At 64.9% G+C, this 17987-nt stretch carries 17 protein-coding genes; 6 read left to right on the top strand and 11 right to left on the bottom strand.

Annotation, left to right across the window (positions count from 1 at the left end):
* A complete protein-coding gene (gene rsrA, locus ACZY1I_RS03470; protein ID WP_463752857.1) occupies nt 1–306 on the bottom strand; it encodes a mycothiol system anti-sigma-R factor in 306 nt (101 codons plus the stop codon).
* The gene (locus tag ACZY1I_RS03465; RefSeq protein WP_463753490.1) at nt 303–950 is read right to left on the bottom strand and encodes a sigma-70 family RNA polymerase sigma factor; all 648 of its coding nucleotides are present in this window, start codon (nt 948–950) and stop codon (nt 303–305) included. Before ACZY1I_RS03465 ends, rsrA begins: the two co-directional genes overlap by 4 nt.
* A 305-nt stretch (nt 951–1255) precedes the next feature.
* Between ACZY1I_RS03465 and ACZY1I_RS03460 the strand changes: the two genes are divergently transcribed.
* The 3 genes from ACZY1I_RS03460 (at nt 1256) to ACZY1I_RS03450 (ending at nt 3559) form a co-directional block, all read left to right on the top strand.
* Nucleotides 1256–2128: a DNA-3-methyladenine glycosylase family protein gene (locus tag ACZY1I_RS03460; protein WP_463752856.1), complete on the top strand. Its 873-nt coding sequence runs from the start codon at nt 1256–1258 to the stop codon at nt 2126–2128.
* A gap of 9 nt (nt 2129–2137) precedes the next feature.
* Nucleotides 2138–2986 carry an SDR family oxidoreductase gene (locus ACZY1I_RS03455; RefSeq protein ID WP_463752855.1) on the top strand — a complete coding sequence of 283 codons (849 nt, stop codon included), beginning with the start codon at nt 2138–2140 and terminating at the stop codon, nt 2984–2986.
* A 111-nt stretch (nt 2987–3097) separates the two neighbouring features.
* Nucleotides 3098–3559, top strand: coding sequence for a YbaK/EbsC family protein (locus ACZY1I_RS03450; RefSeq protein ID WP_463752854.1), 462 nt, complete (start codon nt 3098–3100; stop codon nt 3557–3559).
* Between the two features lie 2 nt (nt 3560–3561).
* Here ACZY1I_RS03450 and ACZY1I_RS03445 read toward each other — a convergent pair whose 3' ends face one another.
* The 6 genes from ACZY1I_RS03445 to ACZY1I_RS03420 all read right to left on the bottom strand — a co-directional run bounded on the left by ACZY1I_RS03445 (nt 3562) and on the right by ACZY1I_RS03420 (nt 9547).
* A complete protein-coding gene (locus ACZY1I_RS03445; protein ID WP_463752852.1) occupies nt 3562–5070 on the bottom strand; it encodes a long-chain-fatty-acid--CoA ligase in 1509 nt (502 codons plus the stop codon).
* 62 nt (nt 5071–5132) lie between these two features.
* Nucleotides 5133–5309, bottom strand: coding sequence for an acyl-CoA dehydrogenase family protein (locus tag ACZY1I_RS03440; RefSeq protein WP_463752851.1), 177 nt, complete (start codon nt 5307–5309; stop codon nt 5133–5135).
* Nucleotides 5302–5520: a hypothetical protein gene (locus ACZY1I_RS03435; RefSeq protein WP_463752850.1), complete on the bottom strand. Its 219-nt coding sequence runs from the start codon at nt 5518–5520 to the stop codon at nt 5302–5304. The genes ACZY1I_RS03440 and ACZY1I_RS03435 overlap by 8 nt, the downstream gene beginning before the upstream one ends.
* A complete protein-coding gene (locus tag ACZY1I_RS03430; protein WP_463752849.1) occupies nt 5517–6326 on the bottom strand; it encodes an alpha/beta fold hydrolase in 810 nt (269 codons plus the stop codon). Before ACZY1I_RS03430 ends, ACZY1I_RS03435 begins: the two co-directional genes overlap by 4 nt.
* A gap of 3 nt (nt 6327–6329) precedes the next feature.
* Complete coding sequence (locus tag ACZY1I_RS03425; RefSeq protein ID WP_463752848.1) at nt 6330–8027, bottom strand: PHA/PHB synthase family protein; 1698 nt, start codon at nt 8025–8027, stop codon at nt 6330–6332.
* Nucleotides 8024–9547, bottom strand: coding sequence for a long-chain-fatty-acid--CoA ligase (locus ACZY1I_RS03420; RefSeq protein ID WP_463752847.1), 1524 nt, complete (start codon nt 9545–9547; stop codon nt 8024–8026). The genes ACZY1I_RS03425 and ACZY1I_RS03420 overlap by 4 nt, the downstream gene beginning before the upstream one ends.
* A 140-nt stretch (nt 9548–9687) precedes the next feature.
* Between ACZY1I_RS03420 and ACZY1I_RS03415 the strand changes: the two genes are divergently transcribed.
* The gene (locus tag ACZY1I_RS03415) at nt 9688–10908 is read left to right on the top strand and encodes a PucR family transcriptional regulator (RefSeq protein ID WP_463752846.1); all 1221 of its coding nucleotides are present in this window, start codon (nt 9688–9690) and stop codon (nt 10906–10908) included.
* A 340-nt stretch (nt 10909–11248) separates the two neighbouring features.
* Here the strand turns inward: ACZY1I_RS03415 and ACZY1I_RS03410 are convergent, their stop codons facing one another.
* Complete coding sequence (locus ACZY1I_RS03410; RefSeq protein ID WP_463752845.1) at nt 11249–12478, bottom strand: PucR family transcriptional regulator; 1230 nt, start codon at nt 12476–12478, stop codon at nt 11249–11251.
* Between the two features lie 137 nt (nt 12479–12615).
* On the opposite strand from ACZY1I_RS03410, the gene ACZY1I_RS03405 reads away from it, so the two are divergent.
* The gene (locus ACZY1I_RS03405; protein ID WP_463752844.1) at nt 12616–14391 is read left to right on the top strand and encodes a DUF3556 domain-containing protein; all 1776 of its coding nucleotides are present in this window, start codon (nt 12616–12618) and stop codon (nt 14389–14391) included.
* Nucleotides 14388–15809 (top strand): phytoene desaturase family protein, encoded by a 1422-nt coding sequence (locus ACZY1I_RS03400; RefSeq protein ID WP_463752843.1) that lies wholly within the window; start codon nt 14388–14390, stop codon nt 15807–15809. Before ACZY1I_RS03405 ends, ACZY1I_RS03400 begins: the two co-directional genes overlap by 4 nt.
* On the opposite strand, the gene ACZY1I_RS03395 is transcribed toward ACZY1I_RS03400, so the two are convergent.
* Both ACZY1I_RS03395 and ACZY1I_RS03390 read right to left on the bottom strand, forming a co-directional pair.
* On the bottom strand, nt 15799–16806 hold the full coding sequence (locus ACZY1I_RS03395) for a zinc-dependent alcohol dehydrogenase (RefSeq protein ID WP_463752842.1): 1008 nt from the start codon (nt 16804–16806) through the stop codon (nt 15799–15801). The genes ACZY1I_RS03400 and ACZY1I_RS03395 overlap by 11 nt on opposite strands.
* Complete coding sequence (locus ACZY1I_RS03390; protein ID WP_463752841.1) at nt 16803–17987, bottom strand: sulfotransferase family protein; 1185 nt, start codon at nt 17985–17987, stop codon at nt 16803–16805. The genes ACZY1I_RS03395 and ACZY1I_RS03390 overlap by 4 nt, the downstream gene beginning before the upstream one ends.

The raw sequence follows: 17987 nt of genomic DNA, 5'->3' as shown, positions 1-17987 counted from the left end.
TCAGGGACCACCACGGATGATGGTGGTCCTACGGATCTCTAGCCGCAGGCGCTCACGCAGCCCCTCCGGCGCCTTGTCGCCACTGCACTTCGTCGAGATCAAGGACTTGATCCGCTCTTCGATCCCGTAATGCTTGAGGCAGCCGGGGCATGCCTCCAAGTGATCGCGCAGCTTCTGGCGAGTCTCCGCGGTGCATTCGCCGTCGAGCAGAGTCCAAACCTCGGCGATCACCTGCGCGCAGCCCATTCCGCCGTGCGTGTCCCTGCTGTCCGGGCAGGAGCCGGCCGAGCCGGGGAATTCACTCATGACGACACCTCCTCGTGTGCGTGCTCACCACGGATGAAGCCACGCTCTTTGGCGACATCCGAAAGCAGCTCGCGCAGCTGACGACGGCCGCGGTGCAGCCGCGACATCACCGTACCTATCGGGGTTCCCATAATCTCGGCGATCTCTTTATAGGGGAAGCCCTCTACGTCGGCGTAGTACACCGCCATGCGGAACTCCTCGGGAAGTGCCTGCAGGGCTTCTTTGATCTCGGTGTCCGGCAGCGCCTCCAGCGCTTCGACCTCGGCCGAACGCAACCCGGTGGAGGAATGCTCGGCGTTGGCCGCCAGCTGCCAGTCCGTGATCTCGTCGGTCGGATACTCCGACGGCTGCCGCTGTTTCTTGCGGTAGCTGTTGATGTAGGTGTTGGTCAGGATCCGGTACAGCCACGCCTTGAGGTTGGTGCCCTCCCGAAACGACCGGAATCCGGCGTAGGCCTTCACCATCGTCTCCTGCAGCAGGTCCTCAGCATCGGCAGGATTGCGCGTCATGCGCAGCGCACCGCCGTAGAGCTGGTCGAGCAGCGGAATTGCGTCGCGCTCGAAGCGCGCCGTGAGTTCCGCGTCCGTCTCGGGCGGGCCCGTCTGGGCAACGCCGGAGCCGGTCACCTCATCGATCTCGGCCATCTTGGTTAGCACGGTCCCTTCGGTTGCGGTGTCGCCGGACAGCGCCGACAGCGCCACCGGACTCGCAAGGAAGCGATCCAACTGCTTAGCACTGGACACGATCGTCGCAGTCGCCGTTGCAGTAGACATCAGGCTCCCTCCTCCCAATCTAAAGGCCGCAACCGACACTGTCTGCTCCGGACCGCTCGTTGTTCATTGTGAGCGATGTCGTTAAGCAAACCGTCTCAATCAACGGCAATAACCGGCGTCGTATTTCCGAGCCGTTCTCGTCGGCATCTGTCGGTGCCCCCTGGAACACTCGCGGTGTGGCTGAACGAACTCACACGAGCGACCTGGAGGTCCGCGGTCCATGGTCGCTGACCACCAGCCGCGACTTCTGGGAGGGCTTCACCCCCGCCGCTCTCGCCGGGCAGGACCGGGGGGCCACGCTGTCCACCACTTTCCTGGTCGAGGCGGACTGGTCGCGCGCCGAGGCGACTGTTTCCCAACACGGGTCGAGTGCGTCGATCACGGTGACCGGCAGCGGGGACCTTGGCCAAGCGGCCGACCAAGTGGCGCGTTTCCTGGCACTGGATGTGGACGCGCGCGGCTGGGTAGACGTCGCGCAGCGGGATCCGGTGATCGCCGACGTTCAAGCGGAGCTACCGGGATTGCGACCGTGCGGGTTCCACTCACCGTACGAAGCCGCCGCCTGGGCCGTGCTGTCACAGCGGATACGGATTGTGCAAGCAGGTCGACTGCGCGCCGATATCGTGGCGCGTCACGGCGATGGCGGCGCGTTTCCCAGCCCGCAGCGACTTGCCGCACTGGATTTGGATCTGCCTGGCCGGAAAGGCGAGTACCTGCGCGCGGTCGCGGAGGCAGCACTCGAGGGTCTCCTCGACGGCCCGCGGTTGCGCTCGATGAATGCCGACGAGGCGATCACGGCCGTGCAAGAGATCAAAGGGCTGGGACCGTTTGCCGCTGAACTGGTGGTATTGCGCGGGGCCAACGCGCCCGACGGATTGCCGACGCACGAGCGCCGGCTGGACGCCGAGATCACCGAGCGGTACGGGCCGGACCGCACCCTCCCCGAGGTATCGGCAGCCTGGCGCCCGTTTCGGACCTGGGCGGCCGTTCACCTGCGCGCGTCACGGGAGCGGCGCACCCGAGAAATCGCCGAGCCGACCGGGCGTTAGTGTGACGCCATGTCCCTTTCTGGCAAAACCATGTTCATCTCTGGCGCCAGCCGCGGTATCGGCCTGGCGATCGCAAAGCGTGCCGCCGAAGACGGCGCCAACATCGCCTTGATCGCCAAGACCGCCGAGCCGCACCCGAAGCTCCCGGGCACGGTGTACACCGCCGCCAAGGAACTCGAGGAAGCGGGCGGTCAGGCATTGCCGATCGTCGGAGACGTGCGTGACCCGGACTCGGTCGAGTCCGCGGTGGCCAAGGCCGTCGAGCAGTTCGGCGGCATCGACATCGTGGTGAACAACGCTTCGGCGATCAACCTGGGGTCGGTCCTCGATGTGCCGATGAAGCGCTTCGACCTGATGAACGGTATCCAGGTGCGGGGCACGTACGCCGTGTCCCAGGCGTGTATCCCGCACTTGAAGGGCCGGGAGAACCCGCACATCCTGACGCTGTCGCCGCCGGTGCTGCTGGGCAAGGAATGGCTCAAGCCGACCGCGTACATGATGGCCAAGTTCGGCATGTCCCTCTGCGCTCTCGGACTCGCCGAGGAGTTGCGCGAAGACGGCATCGCGTCGAACACGCTGTGGCCGCGCACCCTGGTCGCGACGGCGGCCGTGCAGAATCTGCTCGGCGGCGATGAGGCGATGGGGCGCGCACGCAAGCCCGAGGTCTACTCCGACGCCGCCTACGTGATCCTCAACAAGCCGTCCAAGGAGTACACCGGCCAAACGCTGCTGTGCGAGGACGTGCTGCTCGAGTCGGGGGTCACCGACCTATCGGTCTATGACTGCGTGCCGGGCGGGAAGCTCGGCGTCGACTTCTGGGTGGACGGGGTCAACCCGCCGGGGTACGTGCAGGCCTAACCCCGCCGTGATCGCAAGCGCGGCGCAGCCGGGTGCAGCGGGTCACGGCCAATCGGCCCCCGTGATCGCAAGCGCGGCGCAGCCGGGTGCAGCGGGTCACGGCCATCGGTGATGGCCGGAGCCGCAACACCCGGGATCGCCGCGCTCGTCAAAGCCGGTGTGCCGCACGAGATTCGGCACTTCGAGGTCGTCACTGACCTGTCCGACGGCACCGATATAGCACCGGAGCAGGTCTTCAAGACGCTGATCATCGCGCTGCCCCGCGAGCTGGCGGTGGCTATTGTTCCGGTGCCGTCGAAGTTGTCGTTGAAGGCGGCGGCAGCGGCATTCGGCGTGCCGAAGGCCAGCATGGCCGAGCCCGCGGCGGCGGAGCGCTCCACCGGCTACGTCGTCGGCGGGATCTCTCCGTTCGGTCAGCGCAGAAAGCTGCGAACGGCGTTGGACAGTTCGGCGCTGAACTGGGATCGAATGCTCTGCAGCGCCGGCAAGCGGCATTGGGATGTGGCGGTGGCCCCGCAGGATCTGATCCGGTTGACCGGCGCGATCACCTGGGATTTGATTGCGCCGCCGTAGCGCTACTTGCCTTCAGCCTCCGGAACGGTGATTTCGCGCTTGAGCACCTTGCCGGTCGGACCCTTGGGCAGCTCGTCGACCAGCCAGATCTTGCGCGGGTACTTGTAGGCAGCAACTCTGGCCTTGACGTACTCGCGGAGTTCGTCGGGTTCGACGGTCTCGCCCTCCTTGAGCGCCACCGCAGCGCCGACATCTTCACCCAACTCGGCATGCGGCACCCCGACCACGGCGGCTTCGGCCACAGCGGGGTGTTCGTAGAGCACTTCCTCGATCTCGCGTGGGTACACGTTGTAGCCGCCGCGGATGATCATGTCTTTGGTGCGGTCGACGATGTAGAAGTAGCCGTCCTCGTCGACGCGTCCGATGTCGCCGCTGGCAAACCAGCCGTCGGATGAGATCGCGGCTTTGGTGGCGTCGGGCAGATTCCAGTAGCCCTTCATCACGTTGTGGCCGCGGATCTGGATCTCGCCCGGCTCGCCCTGAGCGACCTCGGCGCCGCTCGTATCCACCACGCGCATCTCGACACCTTCGACCGGGGTGCCGATCGAGCCCGCCTTGCGCGGGCGGTCAGGGTGGTTGAACGAGGCCACCGGCGAAGTCTCCGACAGCCCGTAGCCCTCCAGGATGATGCAGCCGAACGCGTCCTCGAAGTCGTTGAGAACTTGCACCGGCAATGACGCGCCGCCGGACGCGCACACCCTCAGTGTCTTGGTGGCTTCCTTTGCCTCATCCCCCGCAAGGCTGAGCAACGCCGAGTACATCGTCGGCACGCCCTGGAACAGGGTGACCGAGTCCCGCTGGACCACCTCGATCGCCTTGCGCGGATCGAACCGGGGAATGAGTGTGAGCGTCGCTCCCGCGAGGATGGATCCGTTGAGTCCGCAGGTCAGGCCGAACACGTGGAACAGCGGTAGGCAGCCCATCACCACGTCGTCGGGACCGATCTTGAGCAGGGTGCCGACGGCGACATCGACGTTGCGACGCAGGTTGCCGTGAGTGAGCATGGCGCCCTTGGGTTTTCCGGTAGTGCCAGAGGTGTGCAGGATGACCGCGACATCGTCGTCGTCGCGATCCACCGGCGCATCCTGGGCGGGTAGATCCTTGGTCAGGTCGGCCAGCGCCGCGTCGTCGACCAGCCAGCACTGCGCATCCACCTCAGCGGCTCCGGCCTTGGCCTCGTCGGCGAACAGGGGCGTCGCGAAGATCGCCTTCGCGCCGCTGTTGGAGAGGTAGTAGGCCACTTCCCGGGACTTCAGCAGCGGGTTCATCGGGACCGCTACCGCGCCGCGATAGATGATGCCGAACAACGCGATGGCGAATGCGGGCGTGTTGGGCAGCATGATCCCGACGCGGTCGCCGGCTTCGATGCCCGCCCCTTCCAACAGCGTTGCCACGCGGGCCGCGGCGGCGTCGAACTCTGCGTACGTCAGTTCCAGGTCGTCGCAGCGCAATGCGATGCGGTCGCCGTAACGCTCCTTCGAGGCCACGAGGTTGGCGCTCAGTGCGGTCACTGTCTGCTCCCGGTTTCCGATAAGTGAGGGACGACTCCATTGTCCCAGTACCTCGATTGTGGTCACACGAAGGCGCTCAGGGCGGTCAACGGCCGCCCGACGATCAGGGTGTTCATCTCCCGCGTTCCTTCGCAGGAGTAGATCGCCTCGGCATCGGCGACGAACCGGCCGACGTTGCGCTCCAACAGGATTCCGTTTCCGCCGAGTAATTCTCGGGCCCAGCCGACGGTTTCACGCATCCGCACGGTGCAGAAAGCCTTCGCCAGTGAGGACCAGCTCGCGCATGCCGGGAACGATCTCGAGCGGGAAGGTGGCCCGCGACCAGTGCTTAAGAAGTAGCGGCGCCACATCGGTCTTCATGAACGTGCGAACCGCATACGACAGGTCGCGGTCCGTGTCACTCAACAACTGCTCGTAGGAATAGAAGTCGGCGGTGTCGAATTGGCTCATGGTCTCTCTCCTGGTTCGCGCAGAAATCTGTCGATGACGGGTGCGAGTTCGGCCGCGTTCTGCACGAGGTCGATGTGCCCGCCGGAATGCAGGTGGAGCTGCGCGCGCGGCAGCAGCGCGCGCATGATGTGGGCGTTGGCGACCGGGATGATCGGATCGTCGGTGCCTGCCACGATCAAGGTCCGCTGCCGGATCCCGGGCAGCGCGAACAGGCTGGTCCACACCGAGCCGGCGAGCAACTGGTGCAGGTAGCCGATCTTCGACCCGGCATGCAACTGCCGGACGAACAAGCGCGCCACCTCGTCGCCGTGGGCGCGGACCGTGCCCCCGTACAACTCGCCCGCGACGGACGCAGCGTAGTCAGGATCGGCGAACCTGCGCGGTGTCAGCATCTTTGCGAGCACCCGCGGATGTGCGGGCACCATCAGTGCACCGGTTCCCGTAGCTACCAGCACCAAACGCCGGCAGCGGCGCGGGTTCTGGAAGGCGAACTGCTGAGCCAGTGCGCCTCCCCAGGACAGCCCGAGCACATCCACCACGCCCATGCCCAATTTGGACAAGACGCGGCCCAGCACCCAGGCGAGGTAGGGGAACCCATAGGGGGCAAAGGATGTCGGCGATCCGCCGGCTCCGGGCACATCGAATCGCACTACCGCGCAATCCAATTGCTCAACGAGCGGATCAAGGACCTCGAGGCTGGCCCCGATGCCGTTGCACAGTACCAGCGGCACGCCGGTTCCGTGACGCACGTTGACCCGGATTCGTTGCCCGCCCGCGGTGACGTAACGCTCCTGCGTAGTGGGCATGGCTCACTTCTCCATCACGTAGCGGCCCGGAGCCGAGCCAAGCGGCGGCAGGTCCTCTCCGCCAAGCGCTTTCGGCGCGTCGATCTCTGGCCCGCTGCGCTCGGCGAGCCAGCCGACGTAGTCCGACCACCAGGAGTCACCGAGCTTCTGAGCCGAGTCCAGCCACTGCTCGGGATTCTCGGCAGACACCGAACCGACCCGATATGACGCTCTCGGATTGCCCGGCGGATTGACCAGTGCCGCAATGTGACCGTTGCTGGACAACACGTAGCGGTTGTCCTTGCTGCCGAGCAGGCGCGCGCTGCGATAGGTGGCCTGCCACGGCGAGATGTGGTCCGCGATGCCGCCGATGACGTAGGCGTCCGCGGTGATCACGGACAGATCGACCGGGCTGCCCAGCATCGTGACGGCGCCGGGGTTGACCAGCGCGTTCTGCAGTCCCATCAGGACCATGTCGCGATGCAGTGCGGCGGCCATCCGGGTGGTGTCGGCGTTCCAGAACAACACATCGAACGGTGCCGGCTTGCGGCCCTGGACGTAGTTGTTGACCCAGTAGCGCCACACCAGGTCGGTTGGGCGCAGCCAGGCGAACATCTCGGCCATGTCCCGCCCATCCAGGAAGCCTTTCCTCGCCGACGTCCGGATCGCCGCCTGGGCGGCGCGGTCGCTCATGGCCGCCGCGGCGAAACCGGCGCGGGTCTCATCGAGCACCGTGACCGCCAAGGTCAGGCCGGCGACCCGGTCCCCCTCGCCGATGTGGGCGAGGTGCGCCGCCGTCATCGCCGCGATGATGCCGCCCGAGCAGGTGGCCAACAGGTGGGTGCTGTCGCTGCCCGAGATCTTCTGGACCGCATCCATCGCTTCGACGATCGCCGCCCCGTAAGCGTCGAAGCCCCAATCACGATGGCGAGCTTGCGGATTGCGCCAAGAGATAACGAAAACCTGCTGGCCCTGCCGCACGAAGTGCTCGATCATGCTGCGCCCCGGCGCGATATCCATGATGTAGTACTTGTTGATCACCGGCGGAACCATGAGCAACGGAACCGCGCGCACCTTGGGTGTCTGCGGAACGTATTGGATCAGCTCGAACATCGAGGTCTGCAGCACCACTGCCCCTTTGGTGACGGCGACGGTCTCGCCCACCGCGAACGCGTCCGGCTCGACCATCGCCGGCACCCGAGGCTTCGAAAGCAGATCGCGAGCAAGGGCTTTCACGCCCCGCACCGCGCTCAAGCCGCCGGTGTCGATGAGCGCCTTCCAGCCGAGCGGGCTGATCAGCGGGTTGTTGCTGGGCGCCAGACCTTCCACCACATTATCGACGACGAACCGCATCTTCTCGTTGTCGCGCCAATCCAGCTGGGCGTCTTCGAGCAGCCCTTCGGCGGTCTCGGCACCCGCGAGATATGCCTGCATGATGCGGTGCAGCAGCGGATTCTGCTGCCAGGCCGGGTCGACGAATCGCTTGTCGGCACGGGCCGGCGCGCGATGGGACTTGCCCACGGCAATGTTGCCGAGTTCACGACCGAGCGAGGAGAACCGGTCCGCGACCGCGCCGGGTTGCTTGGCCAGGTTGGCACCCAGGTGGCTCCAAGTGGCGCTGGGCATCATGCGACTGGCGAACGGCTTGGTGGCGCTGGTCAGCAGCAGGTCGAGCGGTGCGGCGAGTTCGTCTGGTTTTGTCTGTTGGGTTGCCATGATCATCGTGCGCTTTCTGTTGTGGGAACGATTGCAGGAATAGCGATGTCGCGCTTTTGGACCTTTCCGGTGGGCCCCTTGGGTAGCTCGTCGACGAGCCACACCCGGCGCGGATACTTGTAGGCGGCCACTCGGGCCTTGACGTACTCGCGCAGTTCATCCGCGGTCGCCGTGGCATCTGTCTTGATCGCGACGGCGGCGCCGACTTCCTCACCGAGGGAGTCGTGCGGGATACCGACGACGGCGGCCTCGGCTACCGCCGGGTGCTCGTAGAGCACTTCTTCGATCTCACGGGGATAGACGTTGTAGCCGCCGCGGATGATCATGTCCTTGGTCCGGTCGACGATGTAGAAGTAGCCGTCGGAGTCCATGCGTCCGATGTCTCCGGTGTTCAGCCATCCGTCGGGCGTGATAGTGGCCGTGGTCGCATCGGGAAGATTCCAGTAGCCCTTCATCACGTTGTGCCCGCGAATCTGAATCTCGCCGGACTCCCCTCGAGGCACCTCGACTCCGCTGAGGTCGACCACGCGCATCTGCACGCCGTCGATCGGGGTGCCGATCGATCCGGCCTTGCGTGGCCGCTTCGGGTGATTGAATGCGGCCGCGGGAGAAGTCTCTGAAAGTCCGTAGCCCTCGAGAACAGCACACCCGAAAGCCTTTTCGAAGTCCGCGACAACCTGGACGGGCAGGGCCGCGCCGCCGGACACGCAAATCCGCAGACTGCGGGTCGCCGCTGCGGAGACCTGCCCCGCGACGCTGAGCAATGCCGAATACATGGTCGGCACCCCCTCGAACACCGTGACGCCGTCCCGCTCGATCACCTCGATCGCCTTGCGCGGATCGAACCGGGGAATCAGCGTCAACGTCGCGCCGGCCAGCACCGCGCCGTTGAGCCCGCACGTCAAACCGAAGACGTGAAACAACGGCAGGCAACCCATCACCACGTCGTCGGGGCCCGTCTCGACCAGGGTGCGAACGCTGACCTCGGCATTGCGGGACAGATTCCCGTGAGTGAGCATGGCGCCCTTGGGCTTTCCGGTGGTACCGGAGGTGTGCAGGATGACGGCAACGTCGTCGTCGTCGCGTTGCACCGGTGCGTCCTGGGCCGGTAGGTCGGCGATCATCGCCAGCAGATCGGCATCGTCGACCAGCCAGCACCGCGCACCGGCATCCTCGGCACCGGCGGTGGCCTCCTGGGCGAACGTCGGGGTGGCGAACAGCGCCGTGGCGCCGCTATTGGCGAGGTAGTAGCCGACCTCGCGCGCTTTGAGCAACGGGTTCATCGGGACCGCGGCGGCGCCGCGGTACATGATGCCGTAAAACACGACCGCGAATGCCGTTGTGTTGGGCCACATCACGCCCACCCGGTCGCCCGGGTCGACGCCGGCCCGTTCGAGCAGCGTTGCCACGCGGGCTGCCGCCGTGTGGAATTCGGTGAACGTCAACTCCAGGTCATCACACCGCAGCGCGATGCCATTGGGGTTGTTGTCCTTTGATGCAACAAGATTGGCGCTTAGAGCCGTCATGGGGTGCCTCCGTCAGGTGCTTGTGGTGCTACTTCTAGCGTGATCTGGGCGCTGCCGCGGGACAATGTTCACCGAAACAACAACATGGCCCGTTCGGTGTTGCCGTTCACACCCACCGGTGCCGGGCATAGGCTTTCACTATGGGTGTGGCATCGAAATCCCATCGCGACCGGCCAGGCGCAACAGTCGATCCGCACGTCGTCAAACTCGGCCAACTGATGTTGGATCGCGCCCAGGACCTGGGCATGGCGATGGCGGAGTTACTGTGCCGGGAGATCGACGCCTACCGCGACGGCGGCGTCGTCACGCAGCAGCAAGTGGCCGAAAGTTGCGTAGCGAACGTGACATTCATCTTCGACTCGCTCACCGGCAATGCCGACCCCGACGTCGCCCCGGCGGCGCAGACCGGTACCGAACGTGCGCTGACCGGTGTCCCACTGCCTGCGGTGATGACGGCGTACCGAATCGGCTTCCGGTTCATGTGGGAAGAGACGATCGCTACCGGGCGCGCCGCGTCCATCCCGACCGACTCGATCCTGGATGCCACCGCCCGGGTGTTCCTGGCTCAGGAGACCTTCACCCAGGCGATGAGCGACTCCTACCGTCAGCAATTGACCGCGCAGGTCCTGGAGCGGGAAGAGGAGCGATCGGCGCTGGTAGAAGCGCTGCTGTTGCACCGCATTGATGACGGTCAAAGCCTCTGGGAGGCAGCCGATCTGCTCAGGCTTCCTACCTCAGGGCCCTATGTCGTGGTGGCGGCGGAGTTGCCCGCGATCGGGAAGTTGGGCCTACCGACGATCGAGAGCAAACTGGCCGCGCGCGACATCCGGTCGGCGTGGCGACTGCTGCCCGACCTGCAGGTCGGGATAGTCCATCTGACCGACCCCGCGGTGTCAGCAACACTGAGCACGCTCGTCGAGGTGCTACGCGGCGTCGCGACTGCCCGAGTGGGCATCAGCCCGCCGTTTCAGGGACTTTCTGAGACAAGTGAGGCATTACGATTCGCTCGCCTGGCGGCGGCCGGGAAATCGTCGGAGTCGTTGGTCTGCGTGTTCGACAACACTCCGCTGGGTGTCGCGGCCGTGAGCGCTCCCGAGGTCATGACGAAAATCAGGGCATTGATACTGCACCGGCTGGACGAATTGCCCACGGAGGAAAGCACAATCCTGGTCGACACGTTTCGGGCTTGGGTAGAGGCGGGCGGTTCCGCCAATGAGACCGCGGCGAAAATCTTCTGCCACCCCAACACCGTTCGTCACCGGCTGCGTCGGATAGAGGAGTTGACCGGCCGAACGCTCTCGCGCCCGAGGGACGTCGCCGAACTCTGTCTGGCCTTTGAGGTCGACCGCCGCTTGCCTTGATCGGCAGCCGGGCTTTGTCTCCAGAAGACAAATCTGACGGTGAAATTGGTACTCCGGCGACATCGTGAAACGAGCTGGATTCCATTAATTTCTCTCACCACCGCAGCGTCGCGCCTGCGAAATCTTCTGTAACACAGTCTAGTTCCGCCGCTGCGGAGAATGTGAGCCAATCATGATGCCGTACTTGACCATCGTCGCAATGCTCGTACTGATCCTGTGGCCAGTGTTGTTGCCGGCGGGTATCACGCTGGCGCACGCCCTTTCCGAGCCGAGTTCCTGATCCGGGCTATTCCGGCCGCAAAACCGCGGTTCCGTACCAATGGCAGGCGAGTAATGCTAATTACACCTCGAGTCGGTCGCTTTCGATCTCCCGGCCGCGCCGGGCGACGGCGCGGCCGACTCGATACTTCACCGTGTTGAAGTGCATGTTGAGTTCTTCGGCGGCCGCCTTGTAGCTGGACCCGCAACTGAGAAACACCCGCAGTGTTTCGCGCAGCCGCGCGTCCGCCTCATCGTCGGCCGCGAGGTTCCCCAGTACCGCGGCCACCCATTCGCGGGTGCCCGCCACATCGCTGCTGAGCCGGGCCACTACTGACAACCCCGGGTCACTGGCCGCAATCACCGTCGGTGACCGCCGCTCGCGAACCACGGCAACGCCGCGGGCGTCGGCCGCCGCGCGATGAGAGCGGCGAAAACCCTCGATGCCGGCGGCCAGGGATCCGATTGCCACGCTGGGCGGGTCGGTCTGCGCGGACGCGAACTGGCGGACTCTTTCGACACCATCGACGGTGGGCTCCGCGCGGTACGGCAGCCAGCCCCATCCGCAGCTGCGATCGGCGGCGACGAAGAGCGGGGCGGCGTCAGTGCCCGCGGCATCCCCGAGGTCGCGCAGAAACCGTTGCAGCCGAGGCAGTTCGTCGTCCTCGGCGGCCTGGTCCGGATACCACATGACCACGCCGAGGTGATACCACTGCAGCGGGTATCGAATCGACGTGGTTGCGGCGTCGACGTCGATGGGCTTTGTCGCGGAGAGGATCTCGCGTACCCGGACGCCGCGCAAGCTGTTCTGATTTTCCAGCCAACGTTCGCGTTCGTCTTCGTAGATGACGACGACCTGCTGCGACATCCAGTCGATGTATTCGAATATCGCCGAAGTCATCGCCTCTATTACGGCTACCCGCATAGCTTCTGGCATGTCGGTCACGCGCAGTTCGGTGAAGATCAGTTCAGTCATCCGGCGCTGGCCGAGCCGGTAGGCCCGTACCAGGGCGTTGACCGGGACCCCGTGCTGAGCCAGTCGACGGGCATATTCCAGCGCCACGGTAGGCGCCTCGACGCGCTCAACGGCGATGTCGTAGCGCAACGCCCGCAACATCGTGTCCACATTGCCTTCGATGCTGGCCCCGAGCAGTTCCAGGATTCGGTCGTCGCGTTGCAGTTCGGGGATCTGATCGTCGAGGAACTGCCGAATGTCGGCCGCCGCCGCGGCCAACCGCTCGTGCAATCGGGTGGCGATCTCGGCGACGTAGTCTTTCACCTCAGCGTCGCGATCGAGGTGTGGCTTCTCCACGCGCTCGACGTTAGCCCCTTCGGGTTGTCTTCCGGCGATAACCCCTCGGCCCGGTTTTGTCGCTTCGCCACTGTGGCACAGCGCACCCGATTTCCTAGTTTGACGTGACAGCTCATCGACGACAAGGAACGAAAGTCATGGCACTCACTCAACCCCATCTTCCCGCGGTCGATCCGGACACGTTCTTACGCAAGCCATTGCTGGAGCGGATGCGCATCCTCACCCTTGACTGGGCTGAAAACGGCTTTGGCTCACCACGATTGGTCCATCTCATTTACATCGTTAAACTGGTCGTGTTCGCGATCGGCGGCATCACGGTGGCGACGGCGACTTCGGGGCTGCCGGCGTTCTGGCACGTGGCGCAGTGGTGGGACCAGCCCATCGTGTACCAGAAGGTCATTCTGTGGACGGTTCTGCTGGAATCCATCGGCATTGCCGGATCCTGGGGTCCGCTGGCCGGCAAGGTGAAGCCGATGACCGGCGGCATCTTGTTCTGGGCGCGCCCTGGAACGATCAGGTTGCGGCCGTTCACGTGGGTGCCGTTCACTGACGGTGACCGGCGCAGCTGGCTCGACATCGGGCTCTACGTGTCATTGCTGGTGAGCCTGGCCGTCACGCTGGCGTTGCCCGGCGTACACAGCGAATCGTTGTCAAACGCACTGCCGGACAACGTCTCTGGTCTGGTCAACCCTGCCTTGTTGGTGGCGCCGATGGTGCTGCTGGTGCTGATCGGCCTGCGGGACAAGGCGATCTTCCTGGCAGCGCGCGGCGAACAGTACTTTCCGGCGTTGCTCTTCTTCACCGTGTTGCCCTTCGCCGACATGATCATCGCGCTGAAGATGCTGATCGTGGTGGTGTGGGTGGGTGCCGGCTTCTCGAAGTTCGGCAAGCACTTCTCCAACGTCATTCCGCCGATGGTCAGCAACAGCCCGTTCATCCCGTTCAAATGGCTCAAGCGGGCGCACTACCGCCAGTTCCCGCACGACCTGAAGCCGTCGCGGGTGGCGGGGTTCATGGCGCACGTCAACGGAACCTTCGTCGAGATCGTCGCACCCCTGACGCTGTTCTTCTCCACCAACAAGTGGCTGACACTGGCCGCGGCGTTGCTGATGGTCGGCTTCCATCTGTTCATCATCTCGACCTTCCCGCTTGCCGTGCCCCTGGAATGGAACGTGGTATTCGCCTACACCACAGTCTTTTTGTTCCTCGGCTTCCCCGCCTGGCACGGCTATTACGTCACCGACATGTCCTCGCCGTGGTTGACGGCGGTACTGGCGGCCGGCTTGCTGTGCTTCCCGGTGCTGGGCAACCTGCGACCGGACAAGGTGTCGTTCCTGCCCTCACTACGTCAGTACGCCGGCAACTGGGCATCCGCTGTGTGGACATTCGCCCCCGGCGCGGAGGCGAAGCTGAACCGGGTCACCCGGCCGGCCGGAAATCAGCTCGATCAGTTCGTCGCCTTCGGATATGACCCGCAGTGGGCCGAGATCACCTGCCAGAAGACGATCGCGTGGCGATCCATGCACAGCCAGGGCCGCGGCCTGTTCTCACTACTCATCGGCCGGTTGCCTGACATCGACGTGCGCACCGTGCGGGAAGGCGAGTTCGTGTGCAACTCCACGATCGGCTTCAACTTCGGCGACGGGCACCTGCACAACCTAGATTTGATCCGGGCCGTGCAGCAGGAAGCGGGCTTCGCGCCGGGTGAGTGCATTATTGCGTGGGTGGAGTCCGAGGCGTTCGGTAGCGGTGTGCAGCACTACCAATTGATCGATGCGGCCCTCGGCGTCATCGAGCGCGGCACCTGGAAGGCGGCGGACGCCGTCGCCGAGCAGCCCTGGCTGCCCAATGGACCCATCCCGCTTCAGGTGACGTGGGCGCGCCCGTCGAACGAGTTGGGAGCGGTCGCATGAGTACAGCAGTGGTGGTGGGCGGCGGGCCCAACGGCCTGGCCGCCGCCATTGCCCTGGCCTCCGAAGGCGTACAGGTCACCGTGCTCGAAGCCGGCGACGAGGTTGGCGGCGGCGCCCGCAGCAGCGAAGCCATCCTGCCCGGCCTGCTGCATGATCACTGCTCGGCGATCCACCCGATGGCCGTCGGCTCTCGCTTCTTGGCCGACTTCGGCCTGCAACGGTATGGATTGTCCTGGCGCTGGCCGGAAATCGACTGCGCGCACCCACTGGACGACGGGTCGGCCGGGGTCTTGTACCGCTCGGTGGAGCAGACCGCGGCAGGTCTCGGCCGCGACGGCTCGCGGTGGCGGCGCACCTTCGGCTATCCGGCGGCCCGGTTTGACGCGTTGAGCGAGGACATCCTGCGACCGCTGTTGCGGGTGCCGCGTCACCCGTTGGCGTTGGCCCGCTTCGGCGCGCCCACGGTGCTGCCCGCCTCCGCGTTCTCCCGGGTGTTTCGCACCGAACAGGGCCGGGCGTTGTTCGGAGGCGTTGCCGCCCATGCCTTTCGGCCGCTGCACTACCCGATGACGTCCGCGATCGGCATGGGTATCCTCGCGGCCGGACATCGGCACGGCTGGGCGGTGGCTGAAGGCGGCTCGCAATCGATCACCGATGCGATGGTGGGTTTGCTCGGCGACCTGGGCGCCAAGATCGAGACCGGGGTGCGGGTTTCGGCGGCATCCCAGTTGCCCGCCGCGGATGTGACGATGTTCGATCTGGCCCCTGAGGCGGTGGCCGGGATTCTGGGTGAGCGCCTGCCGCGGCGAGTTTCTCGTGCCTTCAGCAGGTTTCGCCGTGGCCCGGGGGCGTTCAAAGTGGACTTCGCCGTCGAAGGCGGTGTGCCATGGACGAATCCGGATGCGCACCGGGCCGGCACCGTGCATGTGGTTGGCACCTATGCCGAACTGGCTGCAAACGAACGCGCGATCCACGCCGGACAGATGCCCGAGCACCCGTTCGTGTTGGTGGGTCAGCAGTATCTGGCCGACCCGCAACGTTCGGTGGGTGATGTCCACCCGGTGTGGAGTTACGCGCACGTCCCGAACGGCTACACCGGCGACGCCACCGAAGCGATCATCAGGCAGATCGAGCGGTTCGCGCCGGGATTCCGGGAGCGCATCGTCGGCACGGCCGTGCGAACAACGACCGAGATGTCATCGCACAACCTCAACTACGTCGGCGGCGACATCATGACCGGCGCCAAAGATATCCGTCAGCTGACCTTCGGGCCGCGAATCACGCTGTCGCCATACACTATTGGCGTGCCCGGCATGTACATCTGCTCGGCGGCCACTCCCCCGGGGCCCGGTGCGCACGGCATGTGCGGGGCCAATGCGGCGCGGTCGGCCCTGGCTTACCTGTCCACTAAAAAGTGACCACCACTTTGTCGGCGGCACCGGGCGTTCCGGCCAATTGCAGCGCCTCGCCGACCTGATCGAACGGAATGGTGTGGCTGACGATCAGCGCATACTTCTCCCAGTTCGCGACGAGATCCTTGGTGACCTCGAAGAACTCGTCGGGATAGCCGATGCTTCCGATGATGTTGATCTCATTGCTCATCACGTTGACGAACTCGACGGAAACCGGTTCCTTGTGCACGCCGACAACACACAGCGTGGCACCCTTTTTCGCGGCCGCGAGAGCGGTGTTGATGACGGCGGCCGCGCCCGCGGCATCGAAATAGATGTCGCTGCCGGCCTTGCCGGGAAACATGCTCTCACCGGCATCATGCAGTTCGACCAGGCGCTTCGACACATCCTCCTCAGCGGAGTTGATGACGGCATCGGCACCGATCTCGAGCGCCTTGTCCAGCCGGCCGGCAATCACGTCGACGACTACCACATGCTTCACTCCAACGGATTTGAAGGCCAGCGTCGCACCCAAGCCGATCGGTCCGGCACCGAAGACCACAACCTTGTCGGTCGGCTTGGGTTGACAGCGATTGACCCCATGACGAGCCACCGCCATCGGCTCGTTGAGGGCGGCGACGCGCCATGGGATGTGATCCGGGATGACTTCCAAAGTGTTTCCGCGAACGGCGTTTTCGATCAACAGATAATCGGCCAGCGCCCCGGCCGGGCCGCCGTTGCCGATGATGCCGCCAGGGGCGGTCATCGGATTGATGACGACGTGGTCACCGACGGCGATTCCGGGTACGTCGGCGCCGACCTCGACCACTTCGCCGGCCGGTTCGTGGCCCAACGGTGTGCACCCGTACCGCGGTGGGACGCCCCCGATGGTGATGTAGAAGGCGTCGGAACCACAGATGCCGCAGGCTCGCATCCGCACCAGCACATCGTTGGGTCCGGGTTGCGGTCGGTCGGCCTCTACGACCTCCGCTCGACCCGGGCCGGTCACCATAGCGGCTTTCATGGCGTGGCCTCCAGTTCGATGTCGAAGGTGTCGAGGTACTCGGCGAAGATCGGCTCGAGTTGTCCGACGCTCAGGTGGTACTGGTCGAGGCTGTACGCATTCAATGCGAATCGGTCCTGCGGATGTTCGGCGAGCCAATTCTGCATGCGTGCTTCGGTTTCCACGGTGAGCGCATCGCCCACCCAATCGTAGATGCGGCGCATCACGTCCATCGGGTCCCGCATCATCTCGTGGTAGTACATGTGGAAAAACCGCTCATCGCCGATTCGATCCCGCGCCCGCAGCGGCCTTTCGACGTGATAGCGCATCTGCGCCATCGCATTTCGTCCCATCGCTTCAAGATCGATGGCATCGGGATGCAGCGTCATCCCTTTCGGGAGCTTCCACAGGTTGCACAGCGATCCAGTGGCCTTGTAGGGGTCGCGGTGCGCCCAGATCAACCGCGCGTCGGGGAATACCTTCAGCAGCGCCTCGATGTGAACCGAATGCGACGGCATCTTCAGGCTCCAGGTGCCCGGCGCGGTGGACTGCAGTACCTGCAGGTAGCGCTTCTGATACTCGTAAGTGCTGGTCATGTCGGTTTCGTGGAACAGCCATTCGGCATAGCGCGCAGTCGACAGGAACGAGTCCCAGGACAATCCCTTGAAATCCTGGTTGTGGATGAACATGTCCTCGGTGGGGCCGTCGGCGTCTTCCCAGTGCGGCAGTGGAACTTTCGCCCTCCGGACCATTTCCAGGATCTTCTGCTGCTCTTCCAGCAGAGTCAGACATCGCGGGTCAGTGCGCAATGTGTCGGTGGTGGCCGGCGGAACTGGATCCACGCACTGCCAGTGCAGCAGCGAACGGCGCGCCGGATCCCGGTCGAGTAGGTAGCTGATGACAGTCGTTCCGGTACGCGGCATGCCGAGCACGATCAAGGGACGCTCGACGGGTGCGTCCAGCACTTCGGGGTGGCTCTGTATGTATGCATGGACCTGCAGTCGCCGGCCCAGGGCGTCGGTCGCGTCCTTGAGGATGCGATCGCGACCGTAGGACGTGAATGCCGGTGAGTTATTGAGGTCGTCGAGCATGATCGCCAATCCGTCACGCCAGGAATCGGATTCGACCTCGGACAGACCGGTGCGTTGGGCGGCAAGTTTGAGAACGTCGTCGGGCGTGGTGATCGCGTCGTATTCGCTCAT

Source organism: Mycobacterium sp. IDUB_37 (assembly GCF_055419245.1).
Note: the sequence above shows the minus strand (reverse complement) of the source record. Positions and strands in the feature narration are given on the sequence as shown.